Source organism: Coriobacteriia bacterium, from assembly GCA_014859305.1.
Classification (GTDB): domain Bacteria; phylum Actinomycetota; class Coriobacteriia; order Anaerosomatales; family Kmv31; genus Kmv31.
This window is the reverse complement of record JACUUM010000003.1, coordinates 23,432-38,588: the sequence shown is the minus strand read 5'-3', so window position 1 is coordinate 38,588 and position 15,157 is coordinate 23,432. Positions and strand designations below refer to the sequence as shown.

14 protein-coding genes are annotated in these 15,157 nt (G+C 71.6%); 6 read left to right on the top strand and 8 right to left on the bottom strand.

Annotated features, from left to right (window positions below):
• Positions 1 to 4: 4 nt before the first annotated feature.
• The 6 genes from IBX62_01055 to IBX62_01030 all read left to right on the top strand — a co-directional run bounded on the left by IBX62_01055 (position 5) and on the right by IBX62_01030 (position 7,070).
• Positions 5 to 1,114 carry an ABC transporter permease gene (locus IBX62_01055; GenBank protein MBE0475678.1) on the top strand — a complete coding sequence of 370 codons (1,110 nt, stop codon included), beginning with the start codon at positions 5 to 7 and terminating at the stop codon, positions 1,112 to 1,114.
• A gap of 38 nt (positions 1,115 to 1,152) precedes the next feature.
• Positions 1,153 to 1,887: an ABC transporter ATP-binding protein gene (locus IBX62_01050; GenBank protein ID MBE0475677.1), complete on the top strand. Its 735-nt coding sequence runs from the start codon at positions 1,153 to 1,155 to the stop codon at positions 1,885 to 1,887.
• A 65-nt stretch (positions 1,888 to 1,952) separates the two neighbouring features.
• Positions 1,953 to 2,840: a methyltransferase domain-containing protein gene (locus tag IBX62_01045; protein MBE0475676.1), complete on the top strand. Its 888-nt coding sequence runs from the start codon at positions 1,953 to 1,955 to the stop codon at positions 2,838 to 2,840.
• 342 nt (positions 2,841 to 3,182) lie between these two features.
• Entirely contained in the window at positions 3,183 to 4,658 is a 1,476-nt protein-coding gene (locus IBX62_01040; protein MBE0475675.1) for an MBL fold metallo-hydrolase, read from the top strand.
• 77 nt (positions 4,659 to 4,735) lie between these two features.
• A complete protein-coding gene (locus IBX62_01035) occupies positions 4,736 to 6,322 on the top strand; it encodes a sodium/solute symporter (protein ID MBE0475674.1) in 1,587 nt (528 codons plus the stop codon).
• Between the two features lie 274 nt (positions 6,323 to 6,596).
• Complete coding sequence (locus tag IBX62_01030) at positions 6,597 to 7,070, top strand: hypothetical protein (GenBank protein MBE0475673.1); 474 nt, start codon at positions 6,597 to 6,599, stop codon at positions 7,068 to 7,070.
• Between the two features lie 55 nt (positions 7,071 to 7,125).
• Here IBX62_01030 and IBX62_01025 read toward each other — a convergent pair whose 3' ends face one another.
• From IBX62_01025 to IBX62_00990, 8 genes are all read right to left on the bottom strand, one after another.
• Positions 7,126 to 7,401 (bottom strand): TIGR04076 family protein, encoded by a 276-nt coding sequence (locus IBX62_01025; GenBank protein ID MBE0475672.1) that lies wholly within the window; start codon positions 7,399 to 7,401, stop codon positions 7,126 to 7,128.
• 55 nt (positions 7,402 to 7,456) lie between these two features.
• Positions 7,457 to 8,956, bottom strand: coding sequence for an Asp-tRNA(Asn)/Glu-tRNA(Gln) amidotransferase subunit GatB (gene gatB, locus IBX62_01020; GenBank protein MBE0475671.1), 1,500 nt, complete (start codon positions 8,954 to 8,956; stop codon positions 7,457 to 7,459).
• A complete protein-coding gene (gatA, locus tag IBX62_01015; GenBank protein MBE0475670.1) occupies positions 8,949 to 10,562 on the bottom strand; it encodes an Asp-tRNA(Asn)/Glu-tRNA(Gln) amidotransferase subunit GatA in 1,614 nt (537 codons plus the stop codon). The genes gatB and gatA overlap by 8 nt, the downstream gene beginning before the upstream one ends.
• A 2-nt stretch (positions 10,563 to 10,564) precedes the next feature.
• Positions 10,565 to 10,870 carry an Asp-tRNA(Asn)/Glu-tRNA(Gln) amidotransferase subunit GatC gene (gene gatC, locus IBX62_01010; protein ID MBE0475669.1) on the bottom strand — a complete coding sequence of 102 codons (306 nt, stop codon included), beginning with the start codon at positions 10,868 to 10,870 and terminating at the stop codon, positions 10,565 to 10,567.
• A 142-nt stretch (positions 10,871 to 11,012) separates the two neighbouring features.
• Positions 11,013 to 11,687 carry a CPBP family intramembrane metalloprotease gene (locus IBX62_01005; protein MBE0475668.1) on the bottom strand — a complete coding sequence of 225 codons (675 nt, stop codon included), beginning with the start codon at positions 11,685 to 11,687 and terminating at the stop codon, positions 11,013 to 11,015.
• Between the two features lie 257 nt (positions 11,688 to 11,944).
• The gene (locus IBX62_01000; protein MBE0475667.1) at positions 11,945 to 12,634 is read right to left on the bottom strand and encodes a CPBP family intramembrane metalloprotease; all 690 of its coding nucleotides are present in this window, start codon (positions 12,632 to 12,634) and stop codon (positions 11,945 to 11,947) included.
• Positions 12,635 to 12,740: 106 nt separating this feature from the next.
• Positions 12,741 to 14,852: an NAD-dependent DNA ligase LigA gene (gene ligA, locus IBX62_00995; protein MBE0475666.1), complete on the bottom strand. Its 2,112-nt coding sequence runs from the start codon at positions 14,850 to 14,852 to the stop codon at positions 12,741 to 12,743.
• Positions 14,849 to 15,142: a DUF2469 family protein gene (locus IBX62_00990; protein ID MBE0475665.1), complete on the bottom strand. Its 294-nt coding sequence runs from the start codon at positions 15,140 to 15,142 to the stop codon at positions 14,849 to 14,851. Before IBX62_00990 ends, ligA begins: the two co-directional genes overlap by 4 nt.
• Positions 15,143 to 15,157: the final 15 nt, after the last annotated feature.

Genomic DNA, 15,157 nt, shown 5'->3' with positions numbered 1-15,157 from the left:
GCCGGTGCTCGTCCGCCTCGCCCTGCGCAACCTCTTCCAGAGCCCCCCGCGGCTGCTCATCGGCGTCGGCGGTATCGGCCTGGCCGCGCTGCTCATACTGACCATCGAGGGGATCTATGCCGGAGCCACGCGCCAGGCGACGACGTACATGGACAACACCGGGTTCGACCTGGTCGTCTCGCAGGAGGGCGTCCGCAGCTTCCACATGTCCAGCTCACAGTTCCCCGCTGCCTACGTCGAGCTGATCCGCGCGACGGAGGGGGTGGCCGAAGCCGACCCGATCCTGTACGAGACCACCTTCCTCATCGCCGACGACGAGCGCTCCATCGCCTACCTCATCGGCTACCGCCGTGGCGACAACGGCGGCCCCTGGGCCCGTGCCGAAGGCGACGAGCACCCCGCGCCCGGCGAGATCCTGATCGACGAGCAGCTCGCACGCGACGTCGGCGTGGGGATCGGCGACGAGGTGACCGCAGCCGGCACGACCTTCCGCATCGGCGGGCTCTCGCGCGGGGCCGTGACCGTGCTCAACTCGATCGCGTTCGTGCGCTTCGCCGACCTCGAGCAGGCCCGGGGCCTGCAGGACAGGGTCAGCTTCGTGCTCGTCGACCTCGAGAGCGGCGCGGACGCCGAGGAGGTCGCCGACGCGCTGCGCCGTCAGCTCGACGGCGTCACCGTGCAGACCCGCTCGCGCTTCGCCGCCGAGGAGCGGCAGGTCGTCGCGGACGTGAGCATCGACCTGATGCGCATGATGGTGAGCGTGGCGCTGCTCATCGGCCTTGCCGTGACGGGTCTGACCGCATACACCGCCACTCTGTCGAAGCTCCCCGAGTACGGGCTTCTGAAGGCCGTCGGCGCCCCGAGCCGCTCGCTCTTCGGCACGGTGCTCGCCCAGACGGCCATCGCCGCCGCCCTGGGTGCCGGACTCGGCCTGGCGGGAGCGGCTGTCGTGCAGTACGCGTTGCGGGAGACCGCGTCGGGTATCCCCATGGCGCTGGAGGCGGGCACCGTCGCGCGCGTGCTGGCGGCGGCGGCAGGGGTCGCGCTGGCCGCGGCGGTCGTCCCGATCGCGAGGGTGGCGGCGATCGACCCGGCGGAGGTGTTCAGGCGGTGAGCGGGGCTGCGGCGGGCGGCGCGGGGGGCGGCGGGCGCGTGGCGGGCGGCGCGGGCGTCAAGCTGCGCGTGGAGGGCGTCGCGAAGGCGTTCGGCAGCGGGCACGCCCGAGTCGAGGCGCTGCGCGGCGTCGACGTGGACGTGCGCGCAGGCGAGATGGTGCTCGTGATGGGGCCCTCGGGCAGCGGCAAGACCACGCTGCTGTCGATCATGGGCGCGCTGCTGCACCCCGACGCCGGCCGCGTGGTGGTCGGCGAGTCCGACGTCACCGCTCTCTCCGAGCGCAAGCTCCCGGCGGTGCGCATCCGCCACCTGGGCTTCGTCTTCCAGGACTTCAACCTGCTCTCGGCACTCACCGCGCGCGAGAACGTGGAGGCGGTCCTGGGCTTCGCGCGCGTCCCGCGCCGGGAGGCCAAGCGCCGAGCCGAGGAACTCCTGCGCGAGCTCGGGCTCGGAGAGCGCCTCGCCTTCCTGCCCGAGCAGCTCTCCGGCGGCGAGAAGCAGCGCGTGGCCATCGCCCGCGCGCTGGCCAACGGACCCGAGGTGCTGCTGTGCGACGAGCCCACGGCGAACCTGGATTCGCGCGCGGGCCGCGACGTCGTCGAGCGGCTGCGCGGCGCGGCGGACCGGCACGGAGCGAGCGTGGTCATCGTGAGCCACGACCAGCGCATCCGCGAGCTCGCCGACCGCGTGCTGTGGCTGGAGGACGGGCGGCTGGCCCGGCCGCTCGACGGGCAGGTGGAGACCGTTTGCGGCGCGCCGGAGGAGCGGTGAGGCCATGCCCCTCGTACCTCGGGTGAACCCTGGGTAAAGACTCCTCCTCGGCGGAAGGAGGATCGGTGATCACGGATCAGGCGCGGCAGCGGGAGCGCGGCGTGGATGCCCCGTGGTCACGGGACACGGTGCTCGAGGCGACCGTGAGCAGCGCCGTCGAGTCGCGCCTCGCGCTGGCGCTGCGTGACCGGCGCTACCCGAGGATGTGCAGGATGCTCGAGCTGTGGGACGGGCACGACGACGAGATCGTGCTGGACTACGGCTGCGGCTCGGGCGCCGACATCACCGGGCTGCTCCTGCACTCCAAGGTGCGGCTCGCGATCGGCGCGGAGGCCGGTGACGCGGCGCTGCGGCTCGCCCGCGAACGGCTCGCGGTCCACCCCTCGCTCGGGGAGCGTGCACTGCTGTGGGAGCTCGCCCCCGGCTCACCGGGACTGCCGATCCGCGAGGGGGCGTTCCATTTCATCCTCGCCAACGGCGCGCTCGCGCGCACGAACGACCCGCTCGCGGTCCTGCGCGAGTTCCGGCGCCTGCTCGCGCCCGGCGGCCGCGCGAACGTGATGGTCTACAACCGCGAAAGCGTCTGGCTACACCTGCGCGTCGCCTACGAGCGCCCGCTTGCCGACGACCGTCCGCCGCCTCGTTGCCTCGAGGCCGCCTTCGCCGAGGACGGCCGCTCCCATGGCGGAGGCGACGTACGGCTGTGGCGTCCGAAGGACTTCCTCGGCCTGGCGCGGAAGGCGGGTCTCGTCGGAGAGTTCGTGGGCGGGTACTTCTCGCGCCCCGAGGTCGCGTGTGTGAAGCGCTCGCTGAGCGATGCGGCGGACTGCCCCGTCCTGCCGCGCGAGAGCCGCAGGTTCCTCGAGCGCCTCACGCTCGACTCGAAGGGGCTGCCGTTGCACGACGGGCGCTACGCCGGTCTCGGCGGCGTGTTCCGGCTGCGGCGGTCGTGAGGGACGCTGCGGCCCGCGACCAAGGCGCGTTCGTGGACACCGCCCGCAGGGCGCCCTTCGTCCCCGCCCTCGCCGGCACCCGACCGGCGCGTGCCTCGGCGCTCGGGTCGGCCCCTGCCAGCGCCCACCTCGTCAAGCGTGTCATGCTCCCGCAACCCCTTCCCTGACCGGCCCTCTCGCCGGTCGTGATGCGTCCGCCGGCGCGCAACGCGTTCCGACGCTTCGATAGGAGAACGCCGGGAGGCCGCGGAACTGACGGTCTCTACGTCGGGAAGGGAACTCTCGGCCCCGGGGGGGAAGAACCGCGTGAAGGATCGCCGTCCACCTGGAGGCGTACACGCGATGCCACCGCTGTTCGAGCGCATCGAGTCCGTCGGGCTCGCCCACTTCTCGTACGTGCTGGCAGCGGACGGCGAGGCCGTCGTGATCGACCCTCGCCGCGACGTCGACGCGTACGTTGAGCTCACCGCCCGTCACGGCATGCGCGTCGCGCACGTGCTCGAGACGCATCGGCACGAGGACTTCGTGCTCGGCAGCGTGGAGCTCGCCGAACGCACGGGCGCGCGAATCTGGCACGCCGACGCGGGGGAGACCTACCGTTACGGCGAGGCGGTCGAACCGAGACAGCGTTGGCGGATCGGCGACCGGACGCTGGAGGCGCTGCCCACCCCGGGGCACACGGCCGGGCACGTCGCGTACGTGCTGCGCGAGGCCGGGGGCACGCCCGAGATGCTCTTCTCAGGAGACGCTCTGATGGCCGGCGAGCTCGGGCGCACCGACCTGGCGGGCGACGAGAGAGCCGAGGAGGCCGCCGAGCAGCTGCACCAGTCCCTGCAGCGCGTCATCCTGCCGCTGGGGGACGGCGTCCTTCTCTGCCCCGCGCACGGCGGGGGCTCGGCGTGCGGCGCGGCTATCGCCGACCGTCCATGGACGACGCTCGGGCTGGAGTGGCGCCTCAGCCCGAAGCTCTCGCTGAGGCGCGACGAGTTCGTCGTTCTGCATGCCGAGCAGTCCCGAGCGCTGCCGGTGCCGCCGTACTTCGCACGGATGCGCGAGGCTAACCTCGATCCGCCGCGTATGCCGCGCCCGGCGGAGCCCGAGCCGCTCTCCCCCGCCGAGTTCGCCGCCCGGGCCGAGGATGGCGCGCTGGTCCTCGACACGCGATCGAAGGACTGCTTCGCAGCCGCCCACGTCCCCCGCTCGCTCTTCATCCAGCTCGACGAGATCGGCGCATGGGCGGGCTGGATGCTCGACGCCGACAGCCCGCTGCTGCTCGTGACGGAGGGCGCCGACGCCTCCGAGGCGGTCCGGCAACTCGTCCGCCTCGGCTTCGACCGCATCGCCGGCGTTCTCGACGGGGGCGGCATGATGCGCTGGCTCACCTCGGGTCATCCCGGCAGCGAGTACGGCACGCCGGATGCCCGCGAGCTGTTCTACTGGCTCTCCGGTTCCGCCGAGGAGGCCGAACGCGTGCTCGGCGACGGCGGCTGCGGCCGGGGCGGGTGCGGTTGCGGACACGGACACGCCGGCGCCGGGGTCCACGTGCTGGACGTACGCAGGACGGCCGAGCTGGAGCAGTCCGGAGTGATCGGCGGAGCGCAACACATCCCCTTGCACGAGTTGCGGGCACGCATCGGCGAGGTCCCTCGGGACCGGCCCGTCACGGTCGTGTGCAGCACGGGCGTGCGCTCCATGACCGGCGCGAGCCTCCTCGAGCGGGCGGGGCGCTGCGAGCTAGACGTGATGCTGGGCGGCATGACGGCCTGGCGAGCGCTGGATCTGCCCGTCGAGCGACCGGCAGCGGCTGCACGAGCCTGAGATGACGCGCCGCACGCCGTAGAACCGGGGAATGAAGTCCCCAGCTTCACGACCGAAGCCCGGGGGGGAGGAACGCCATGCCCGAGTTCGAGCTTACGGCGATCGACCTGGTGATCGCTGTCGCGTACGTCGGGGTGATCATCGGTATCGGCCTATGGGTCGGCCGCGGCAAGGAGAACTCGGAAGGCTACTTCCTTGCGGGGCGCGGCATGATCTGGCCCCTGGTGGGCTTCTCGCTGATGGCCGCGAACTTCTCCGGCACGCACTACATCGGGCTCGCCGGCGCGGGCTACGAGGACGGCGTCGCGGTGTGGAACTACGAGTGGATGGCCACGCTCGTCCTCGTGGTGTTCGCCCTGTTCATCATGCCGTTCTACCTGCGTTCCAAGGTCGACACGATGCCGCAGTTCCTCGAGGAGCGCTACGACCGGCGGTCGCGCTACGTCTTCTCGGCGTTCACGATCTTCACCGCGATGTTCATCGACGCAGCCGGAGCGCTGTTCGCCGGCGGGATCACCCTGCAGCTGCTCTTCCCGGACATCCCGCTGTACCTGTTGATATGGGTCATCGCGATCTTCGGCGGGATATACGTGATCGCCGGGGGGCTGCAGGCCGTCATGATCACCGACACGATCGACGGCGTGCTGTTGCTTCTCGCAGGAGGCTTGTTCTTCTTCCTGCTGATGGGCGAGCTGGGCTGGTCGCTCTCGACGTTGCGGGAGATCGCCCCGGAGAACGGCCTCTCCGTCGTCAACCCGCCCGGCGACGCCTTCCTGCCGTGGCCTGGTGTCTTCACGGGGGTGCTGTTCCTGGGCTTCTACTACTGGACGACCAACCATGTCGTGGTGCAGAAGGTGCTCGCCGCCAAGGACCTCAACCACGGCCGATGGGGCGCGCTGTTCGCCGGCTTCACCCAGCTGTGGTTCCTGCCGCTGCTCATCATGCCCGGCCTCATGGGCCGGGCGCTGTACCCGGGCCTGGAGGACCCCGACCAGATCTGGCCGGCGCTGGCGTTCGACTTCCTGCCCGTGGGGCTGCGCGGTCTGATCCTCGCCGCTCTCGTGGTCGCGCTGATGTCGACGCTGGACTCCGTGCTGAACGGCGCCGGCTCGCTGGTGATCAACGACTTCGTGAGGACGCGGAAGCGCGACTTCTCCGACGCCCAGCTGCTCGCCATGTCGCGGATCGCGGTCGGCGTCTTCATGGTGGTCGCCGCGCTGTGGGCGCCGCAGATCAGGAACTTCCCCACGATCGTGGAGTACTTCCAGTCGTTCCTCGGACACATCACGATGCCGGTCGTCGTGGTGTTCCTCGGCGGCCTGCTGTGGAAGCGCGCGACCCGGCAGGCGGCCTTCTACACGCTGCTGATAGGGATACCGACAGGTATCGTGAAGTTCGCCACCGGCGAGTTCATGGAGCTCTTCGACGTGCAGTTCCTCTACGGCACCGGCATCATGCTGGCGTTCAGCGCGGTGCTGTTCGTGGTCGTGTCGCTGCTGACCGAAGCGCCCACCGAGGAGGCGGTCCGCGAGTACCTCTGGACGCGCGACACGTGGCGCCGCGAGTCCGAGGACCTCGCCGGGACGCCCTGGTACCTGAACTACCGCTACATCGCCGCGGCGCTGGTGCTGTTCACGGCCGCGGTGGTGCTGCCGTTCCTGTAGCGTTGACCACACGCGGCCCCGGGGACCGCGCCCGCGCGGATCGCGCCGGGAGCGGCCCGGCGGCGCCGGCGGACCGGCGCCCGACCTGTGCTACCGTATGCAACCTGTCCCCCGCCGTATGCAGATACCGGAAGGTCGTCCGCCGCCATGGCCGCCCGCCGCAACCTGTACCGCATCGTCCTCGCGCGCTTCCTCGCGCGAGCCGGCAGCGAGGCCGCGTTCTTCGTCGGGGTGTGGGGCAAGGCCGCCTTCGAACTCGGCGCGACCCGGCTTCGTGCTCGGCGCGCTCGCGCTCGCGCGCCTGCCCGAGCGCCGGGTCACGGCGGCCTCGCTCGGCGCGGCGGTGGTGGCGGTGGCGGGCAGCGGGATGGCGTACGTGGCGACGCCGGACCTGCGTATCGTCGCTCTGAGCGCCGTCGCCCTGGGAGCCACCGCCGGGTTCTTCGTCCCGCTGCAGCGCACGCTCATACACCGCGACACACCGAAGCCCGCGGTAGGGAGGGTCATCGGGACGTCCGAGATGCTGAGCCGCGGGTCCGAGTTGCTGCCTCTGGCGTTCGCGCCCGCGGCGGCGGCCGCCTTCGGGGTCCAGCAGACGCTCCTCGGCGGGCTGACGATCGTGCTCGTGGTCGCGCTGGCCTCGCTGCCCGCGGCGGTGCGGATCGACCGGGGCGGGCACCTGCGTCCCGTGCCGCCTCAGCCCACCCACGTCGCGACCGACGAGCCGATCTCTCCCCCGATGCCGTAGCGGTCGCGCGGGCGAGGCCGCCGCACGCTCACGGCACGTGGGCGCTCCGGCCCCGCTACGTCTCGTCCCGCTCGACGACGAACACCACCGGGTTCTCGGCGTCCGGGCAGCACAGCCGCGCCCGAGGCCCGCCGCTCCACGGGAAGACGCCCCCGAAGCGCAGCGTCATCACGAACGGATGGACGGTGTGGAACGCCGAGGCGCACATCCCCTCGGGCACCGTGCCGTCGACCACCTCCCACACCCGGCCCACCTCGATGCCGGCGGGGCAGCGGCCGCCGCCCATGATCTCGACGACCTCGACGCGCACCCTGTGTCCGACGGGCTCCAAGACGGCCCCTCCTCGTCCTCGGGAGGATAGCGGGCAGCGGACCTCCCCGCTCCTGCTACCCCAGCTTCCGCCTGAGCACCTCGTTGACGACCTTCGGGTTGGCCTGGCCGCGGGTCTCCTTCATCACCTGCCCGACGAAGAAGCCCAGCAGCCCGGCCTTGCCGCTCCGGTAGCTCGCCACCTCGTCGGGGTTCGCCGCCAGCACGCGCTCCACGACCGACTCGACCTCGCCCGCGTCGGAGAGCTGCTTCATCCCGCGCATCTCGACGATCGCTCCGGGCGCGTCTCCGGTCTCGGCCATCTCGCCGAAGACCTCCTTGGCCTGCGCACCCGAGATCGTGCCGTCCTCCACCAGCGCTACGATCTCGGCGACCATGGAGGGCACGACGTTGGACTGCCGTACTCCTATGCCGGCGGCGTTGAGACGCGCGGAGAGCTCCCCGAGCATCCAGTTCGCGACGGGCTTGGCTCGCTCGACGCCGGAGATCGTGACCGCAGCCTCGTAGAATTCCGCCATGTCCAGGTCGCTCGTCAGCACGGTCGCGTCATGGTCGGGCAATCCGAAGGTCGTGACGAACCGTGCCTTCTTCGCGTCCGGCAGCTCGGGGAGGCGCTCGCGGACGCGGTCCACGTAGGCGTCGTCGAAGGTGAACGGGACCATGTCCGGCTCCGGGAAGTACCGGTAGTCGTGCGCCTCCTCCTTGGAGCGCAGAGCCGAGGTGACCTTGGCGCCCGCGTCCCAGTGGCGCGTCTCCTGCACCACTCGCCCGCCATCCTCCAGCACGTCGGCCTGACGCACGACCTCGTATGCGAGGGCGTCATGCAGCGCCTTGAACGAGTTCATGTTCTTGACCTCGGACTTGGTGCCGAACTCGGTCGTGCCCTTCGCGCGCACCGAGACGTTGGCGTCGACGCGCAGCGAGCCCTCCTCCATGTTCACGTCCGAGATGCCCAGCGTGAGGAAGACCTGCCGCAGCTTGGCGGCGAAACGGCGGGCCTCCTCGGGATGACGGATGTCCGGCTCGGTCACGAGCTCCATCAGCGGCGTTCCCGCCCGGTTGAAGTCCACGAGCGACTTCGTCGCGCCGGCGATACGTCCCTCGGCGCCGCCGACGTGCACCATCTTGCCGGTGTCCTCCTCCAGGTGGATGCGGGTGACGCCGACCCGGCGGACGTAGCCCACGCCGTCGGCCTCGACCTCCACGTCCAAGTGGCCGCCGATGCAGAACGGCAGGTCGTACTGGGAGATCTGGTAGTCCTTGGGCATGTCCGGATAGAAGTAGTTCTTGCGGTGGAACCGGCTGAAGCGGCTGATCTCGCCGTCCAGCGCGAGCCCGGCGAGCACGGTCGCCTCCACCGCGGCCTCGTTCGGCACGGGCAGCGCGCCGGGCAGGCCGAGGCACACCGGACAGACCCGGGTGTTCGGCTCCCCTCCGAAGGCCACCGGACAGCCGCAGAACATCTTGCTTGCGAGCGTGGTGAGCTCGGTGTGGATCTCCAGCCCGATGACCGGCTCCCAGCGCCCGAGCACGTCGGCGAGTCGGTCCCTACCCACCCGTACCACCTCCCTGCCCCTCACTGGGAGGCGGCTCCGGATGGTAGTCGCGCTCGGGCTCCTCGAAGGGCGCAGGCGGCACGATGACCGAGCCGGTGACGGGCAGCAGACTGGAATCCAGCGGCTCGCCGATCCGCTCCAGATCGCGGATGAGCGGCGGCGTGGTATCGAAGCCGAGCGCCTGCTCGAACGCGTACGCCGCGCGGAGGATGGTCGCCTCGGCGAAGTGCGTCCCGATGAGCTGCAACCCGACCGGAAGCCCCCCGGCGAGCCCGCACGGGACCGAGACGGCGCAGATGCCGGCGAGGTTCACCGGGATCGTGAAGATGTCGGACAGGTACATCTGCAGCGGGTCGTCGGTCTTCTCGCCGAGGCGGAAGGCCGTCGTGGGCGAGGTGGGCGTCAGGAGCACGTCGAACTCCCCGAACGCGAGATCGAAGTCGCGCATGATGAGCGTACGCGCCTTCTGCGCCTGGCCGTAGTACGCCTCGTAGTAGCCCGCAGAGAGCGCGTACGTGCCCAACATGATGCGCCGCACGGACTCCGGTCCGAAGCCCTCCGCGCGGGTCCGCATGTACATGTCGAGCACGTCCTCGGCGTCGGGCACGCGATACCCGTAGCGCACGCCGTCGAAGCGGGCGAGATTGGAGGAGGCCTCGGCCGGCGCGATGATGTAGTAGGCCGACAACCCGTGCTCGGTCGAGGGCAGCGTCGTCTCGCCCACGTCCGCCCCGAGGTCGGCGAACGTGTCCGCCGCGCGCCTGACCGAGTCCCGCACCTCGGGGGAGAGACCCTCGGCCTCCAGCAGGTCCGAGACGAGCCCGACCCGCATCCCGCCCACGCCGTCCCGCAGGCCGGCCGTGAAGTCCTCGGCCGGGCGGTCGACGCTGGTGGCATCCATCGGATCGTGGCCGCAGATAGCGTTCAGGGCCAGCGCGCACTCCTCGACGGTCTTGGAGAACGGGCCGATCTGGTCCAGCGAGCTCGCGAAGGCGACCAGCCCGTAGCGGCTCACGCGGCCGTAGGTCGGCTTCATCGCGACCGTCCCGGTGAGCGACCCGGGCTGCCGGATCGAGCCGCCCGTGTCGCTGCCCAGCGAGAGCACCACCTCGCCCGCGCTCACGGCCGCCGCGCTCCCCCCCGAGGACCCCCCGGGGACGCGGTCGAGGTCCCAGGGGTTGCGCGTCGGGCCGAAGGCGGAGTTCTCGGTGGAGGAGCCGAACGCGAACTCGTCCATGTTGCACTTGCCGACGGGGATGCCCCCCGCCGCGACGAGACGAGCGGCCGCCGTGCAGTCGTACACGCTGCGGTGACCCTCGAGGATGCGCGCCGAGCAGGTCGTCTTGGTCCCGACGAGGTTCATGTTGTCCTTGAGGGCCGCGGGCACGCCGGCCAGCGGGGGCAGGTCGCCGCCCTCGCCGACGATCGCGTCGATGCGACGGGCCGCGTCCGCCGCGAGGTCGCGGGAGAACGAGTTGAACGCGTGGACCTGCTCTTCGACGTAGGTGATGCGGGTGAAGGCCGCGTCGACCAGGTCGGCTGCACTGAACTCCTTGGCGGCCAGCCCCCGTCGGATCTCGGGCGCGGTGAGCTTGCTCAGGTCCATGCTCACTCGTCACCACCCGGCCCCACGATCCTCGGGATGACGAAGAACCCTTCGTCGTCGGCCTCGGGTGCGTTGAGCAGCGCCCGCTCGCGCGGCAGGCAGGGTCGGACCTCGTCGGGGCGCGTCACGTCCGTCACGTCGATCGCGTGGGCGGTGGGCTCGACCCCGTCCAGCGAGAGCTCCCGGATGCGACTCACGTGGTCGAGGATGCTCGAGAGCTCCCCGGCCAGCGTCGCGACCTGCTCGTCGGTGAGCGCGATCCGCGCCAGCAGCGCGACGTGCCGTACCTCGTCCTCCGAGATCGCCATCTCCGGCATCGCCCCTTCTCCAGCCGCTTCGGGCTCCGGTCCGAGATGTCATCCCTCCGTGGTTGTGCTCTTCCCCCGCAGCCGCCCTCCCTCTGGTCGCAGCGCGCGCTCAGGCCGGGACCTGAAGCGGGCGGGGACCGCGTCAGCGGCTTGCGACGTAGAACGCCGCGGCGACCGCTACGGCATTGTACAGCGAATGCAGCGCGACGGCGGGGATCAGCGTCGGGCGCCGAGCCGCGAGCCACCCGCAGGCCACGCCCAGCACGAACGAGGGAACGAGCAGCCAGGCGGTGAAGTGGTAGACCGAGAAGAGCAGCGCCGAGGCGACGATCGCCGGCCACGGCCCCAGGCGCGAAGATACGGCCCCGAGGATGACGCCACGGAACACCACCTCCTCCACAAGGGGGCCCACGAGCACCACCAGCGCCACCGTCAGCGCGAATCCGGGCAGCCCCGCCCCGAAGACCCGCGAGAGGTCGGCGTTCCAGCGCATCCCCGGCGGGTCGAACCCCAGCCCGTGCGCCAGCGCGGCGTACAGCGTCGCGGCGGCGCGCGTGCCGACCAGCAGCGCCCCGACCAGGCCCGCAGACACGGCGGCCGAGCGCCACGCTCCGCCGCGCCTCAGCCGGAAGGCTTCGCCGAAGGACAGGGCCCGCCGGGCCGCGAGGTGGGCGAGCACCGCGACCTGGGCGGCGTAGAAGACGGCCAGCACGAGCACGCGCAGGAGCACGACCGTCGCCGCGGGCGCCTCGCGGAGCCACTCCGCGTTCAGCAGGATGTCCTTCACCATGAAGCCCGCCGCGACGACGGCGATCACGGCCAGCGCCTCGACGGGGGACCACGGGGCGCCCGCGGGTGCCACGGTTCGGGGGACCGGGGCGCGCGCGGTCGTGTCCGCGGTGCGCGAGGGTCCGGCCCGCGTGGTCGCTACCGCGCTGCCGCGCCCGGCCTCGCGCGCGGGACGCGAAGCCGTGCCGGCGCCCGGCGTGGGCGGCGTGGAGCGGCGTTCCTTGGCCGGCCGAGGCCTCTGCCTGGGCTTCGGACGGCCCCGTCCCGAGGAGGACGGCTCGGGGGTCACTGCGCCGCCCTCGCGCCGTACGCCGCCATCACGGCCACCAGGTTGAACACCGAGTGCGCCGCGATCGGGATCCACAGCGTGCGCGTACGCAGGAACAGCCACGCGAGAGCCACGCCGAGCATGAAGATGGGCACGAGGGTGAAGGCGTTGAAGTGCAGCGCCGCGAAGAGCGCGGCGGAGACGACGAAGGCGGTCGCCTCCGACCGCTTGCGCGCGAGCGCGGTGACGAGCACCCCTCGGAACACGATCTCCTCGGCGACCGGGGCGACGACGGCCGCGAGCGCCACGGTCACCGCCACACCCGCCGGCGTGAACGGCAGGAGCCTGGTGATGTCCACTCCCTCGCCGGGCAGCTCGATGCCGAGCGCCCCCAGCAGCACGACCCAGGCGATGATCGCCAGGCGCGCTGCGAAGGCGACGACCGCGCCCAGTCCCAGCGCCGCCGGTATCGAGACCCGGCGCAGCCCGACCGCCGGCGCCAGAGCCTGCCCGCGGCGCCTCGCCGCGTACCACACCACGCCGACCAGCAGGGCGTAGTTGAGGGCCAGCGCCGATCCCCGCACCAGCTCCGGCGCCGCCTCGGCCGCGTGCCGGACCGCCGGCAGCGCGAGGATGCCGCCCGTGCCCAGCAGCAGCGCGATCGTGAGGAGCACGATGCCGAGCGCCTCGGCCTCCCCCCACGGCACCGAGGCCGGCGGCTCCCCCTCCGCCCGAGGCGCCCCCGGCGGTCCACCGGGCGGGGCGGGTGGAGGAACGGTGGCCACGGGCGGGCCCTCGTCGCGATCCCTCACGTCACCTCGCCCCCTCGGGCCGCTCGCCCGTCTCCAGGATGCGCCGAAGGTCCTCCTCGGCCAGCACCGGGACGCCGAGTTCGAGCGCCTTGTCGTACTTGCTGCCCGGCTCCTCCCCGACGATCACGTAGGACGTCCTGCGCGAGACCGAGGAGGAGACCTTGGCTCCCAGCGCCTTGAGACCCTCGCCCGCCTCCTCGCGCGTGTAGCCCTCGAGCGAGCCGGTGAGCACGAACGTGAGTCCCTCGAGGGTGCGCGGACGCTCCTCGGCGCGCTCGCGGGGCTCCTCGGCGGTGCGGACGCCGCCGGCCTTCAGGCGCTCGATCAGCTCGAGGTTCTCGGGGTTGCGGAAGAACGTGAAGACCGAATCGGCGATCTTGGGGCCGATGCCCTCCACCGCCGCGAGGTCCTCGCGAGACGCGGCCGCGAGCGCATCCAGCGAGCCGAACGCGTCGGCGAGCTGCTCGGCCACGGTGCCGCCGACGTGGCGGATGCCGAGCCCGAAGAGCAGCCGTGCGAGGGGCCGGTGGCGCGAGGCCTCTATCTGCTCGGTGAGCTTGGCCGCGACCGTCTCGCCGAGCAGTCTCGGCTTGCCGGTGGACGTCGTGCCCATCCGGAGCCTCGCGAGGTCCTCGAAGCGGAGCGTGTAGAAGGCCGCGACGTCGTCGAGCTCCCCGGCCTCGATGAGGCGCGACACGATCTCCTCGCCCATCCCGTCGATGTCCATGGCGGCCCTGCCGGCCCAATGCAGGAGCCGCTCGCGACGCTGCGCGGGACAGGCCGCGTTCGTGCAGCGGGTGACCGCCTCGCCCTCGGGCCGCCACGCGGGCCGGCGGCACACCGGGCATTCCGCCGGCATGCTCCACGACCGCTCCGTGCCGTCGCGCAGCCCCTCGACCGGCCCGACCACCTCCGGGATGACGTCGCCGGCCTTGCGCACGACGACCGTGTCGCCGACGAGCAGGCCCTTTCGCGCCACCTCGTCCTCGTTGTGCAGAGTGGCCTTCGTTATGGTCGAGCCGGCGACCAGGACCGGTTCGAGCACGGCGAAGGGCGTCATCGCGCCGGTGCGCCCCACCGAGACCTGGATGTCGAGCAGCTCGGTCGTACGCTCCTCGGGAGGGAACTTGTAGGCGACGGCCCAGCGCGGCGCCTTGGCGGTGAAGCCGAGCGCCTCCTGCACCTCGAAGGAGTCGACCTTGATCACCACGCCGTCGATCTCGTAGGGCAGGTCGTTGCGGCGTTTCTCGGCCTGGACGCAGAACTCGTAGACCTCCTCGGCGGTGTGCAGCACCGCCACGTCGGGGTTCACCCGGAAGCCCGCCTCCGCGAGCCACTGCAGCGCGTCGTGCTGGGTCGCCAGCCCCAGCGGAGCGGGGTCGACGATCTGGTAGACGAACGTGGCCAGGTCGCGCGAGGCGGTGACGGAGGGGTCCTTCTGCCGCACCGCGCCCGCGGCGGCGTTCCGCGGATTGGCGAAGGGCGGCAGCCCGGCCTCTTCCTGCTCCGCGTTCAAGCGCGCGAAGGAACCCTTGGGCATGAAGACCTCGCCGCGCACGTCCACGCGCGCCGGAGGAACGGGGAGCCGCAGCCTCAGCGGCACCGTGCGGATCGTGCGGACGTTGGCGGTGATGTCCTCGCCGGTCGTGCCGTCGCCGCGCGTAGCGGATCGCACCAGCAGCCCGTCCTCGTACGTCAGCGCGATCGCGCTCCCGTCGATCTTCAGCTCGCAGACGTACGCGTGCTTCCACCCGGTAGCGCCTAGCCTGTCCAACTCGCGCTGGATGCGCTCGGTCCACGCGGTGAGCTCCTCGAACGACAAGGCGTTGTCAAGGGAGTACATCCTGCGGACGTGGCGCACGGGTGCGAACTGGGCCGACGGCGGGGGACCGACGCGCTGGGTGGGCGAGTCGGGCGTCACGAGCTCCGGGTAGCGCTCCTCGAGCGTGCGGAGCTCACGCATCAGCGAGTCGTACGCCTCGTCCGAGATCTCGGGGGCGTCCAGCACGTAGTAGCGGTGGTCGTGGTATTCGATCTCGGCGCGCAGCGCGCCTATCCGCTCGGCGGCATCATGGCGGGCACGGGTGTCCACGGACTCGGGCAGCCGGGTCACTCCTCGCCCTTGAGCCTCTGCACGTGGACGTCGTTGACCGACCAGATGACCGCCTCGGCGACGAAGCGGTTGATGCGTTCGGCCTCGTAGATCCAGACGTCGCGCAGCGTCACCTTGAAGTACACGCCCGAGGAACCGTCGTGCGGTTCGACGTCGCACTCGTTGCACAGGTACGCGCGCAGCTCGGTCTCCACGTAGAACGTGAAGAGACGCGACGCGTCCTGGTACTCGTTGTAGAGCTTCAGCCGGCGGTCGGCCTCGTACAGGTCGAGCTCGTCGATGCTGTCCATGTCGCCTTCCCTCAT

Coding starts and splice junctions, on each gene's coding strand:
- IBX62_01040 (MBE0475675.1), top strand. CDS start 3,183: ATGCCACCGCTGTTCGAGCGCATCGAGTCCGTCGGGCTCGCCCACTTC.
- IBX62_01035 (MBE0475674.1), top strand. CDS start 4,736: ATGCCCGAGTTCGAGCTTACGGCGATCGACCTGGTGATCGCTGTCGCG.
- IBX62_00990 (MBE0475665.1), bottom strand. CDS start 15,142: ATGGACAGCATCGACGAGCTCGACCTGTACGAGGCCGACCGCCGGCTG.
- gatC (MBE0475669.1), bottom strand. CDS start 10,870: ATGGCGATCTCGGAGGACGAGGTACGGCACGTCGCGCTGCTGGCGCGG.
- gatA (MBE0475670.1), bottom strand. CDS start 10,562: ATGGACCTGAGCAAGCTCACCGCGCCCGAGATCCGACGGGGGCTGGCC.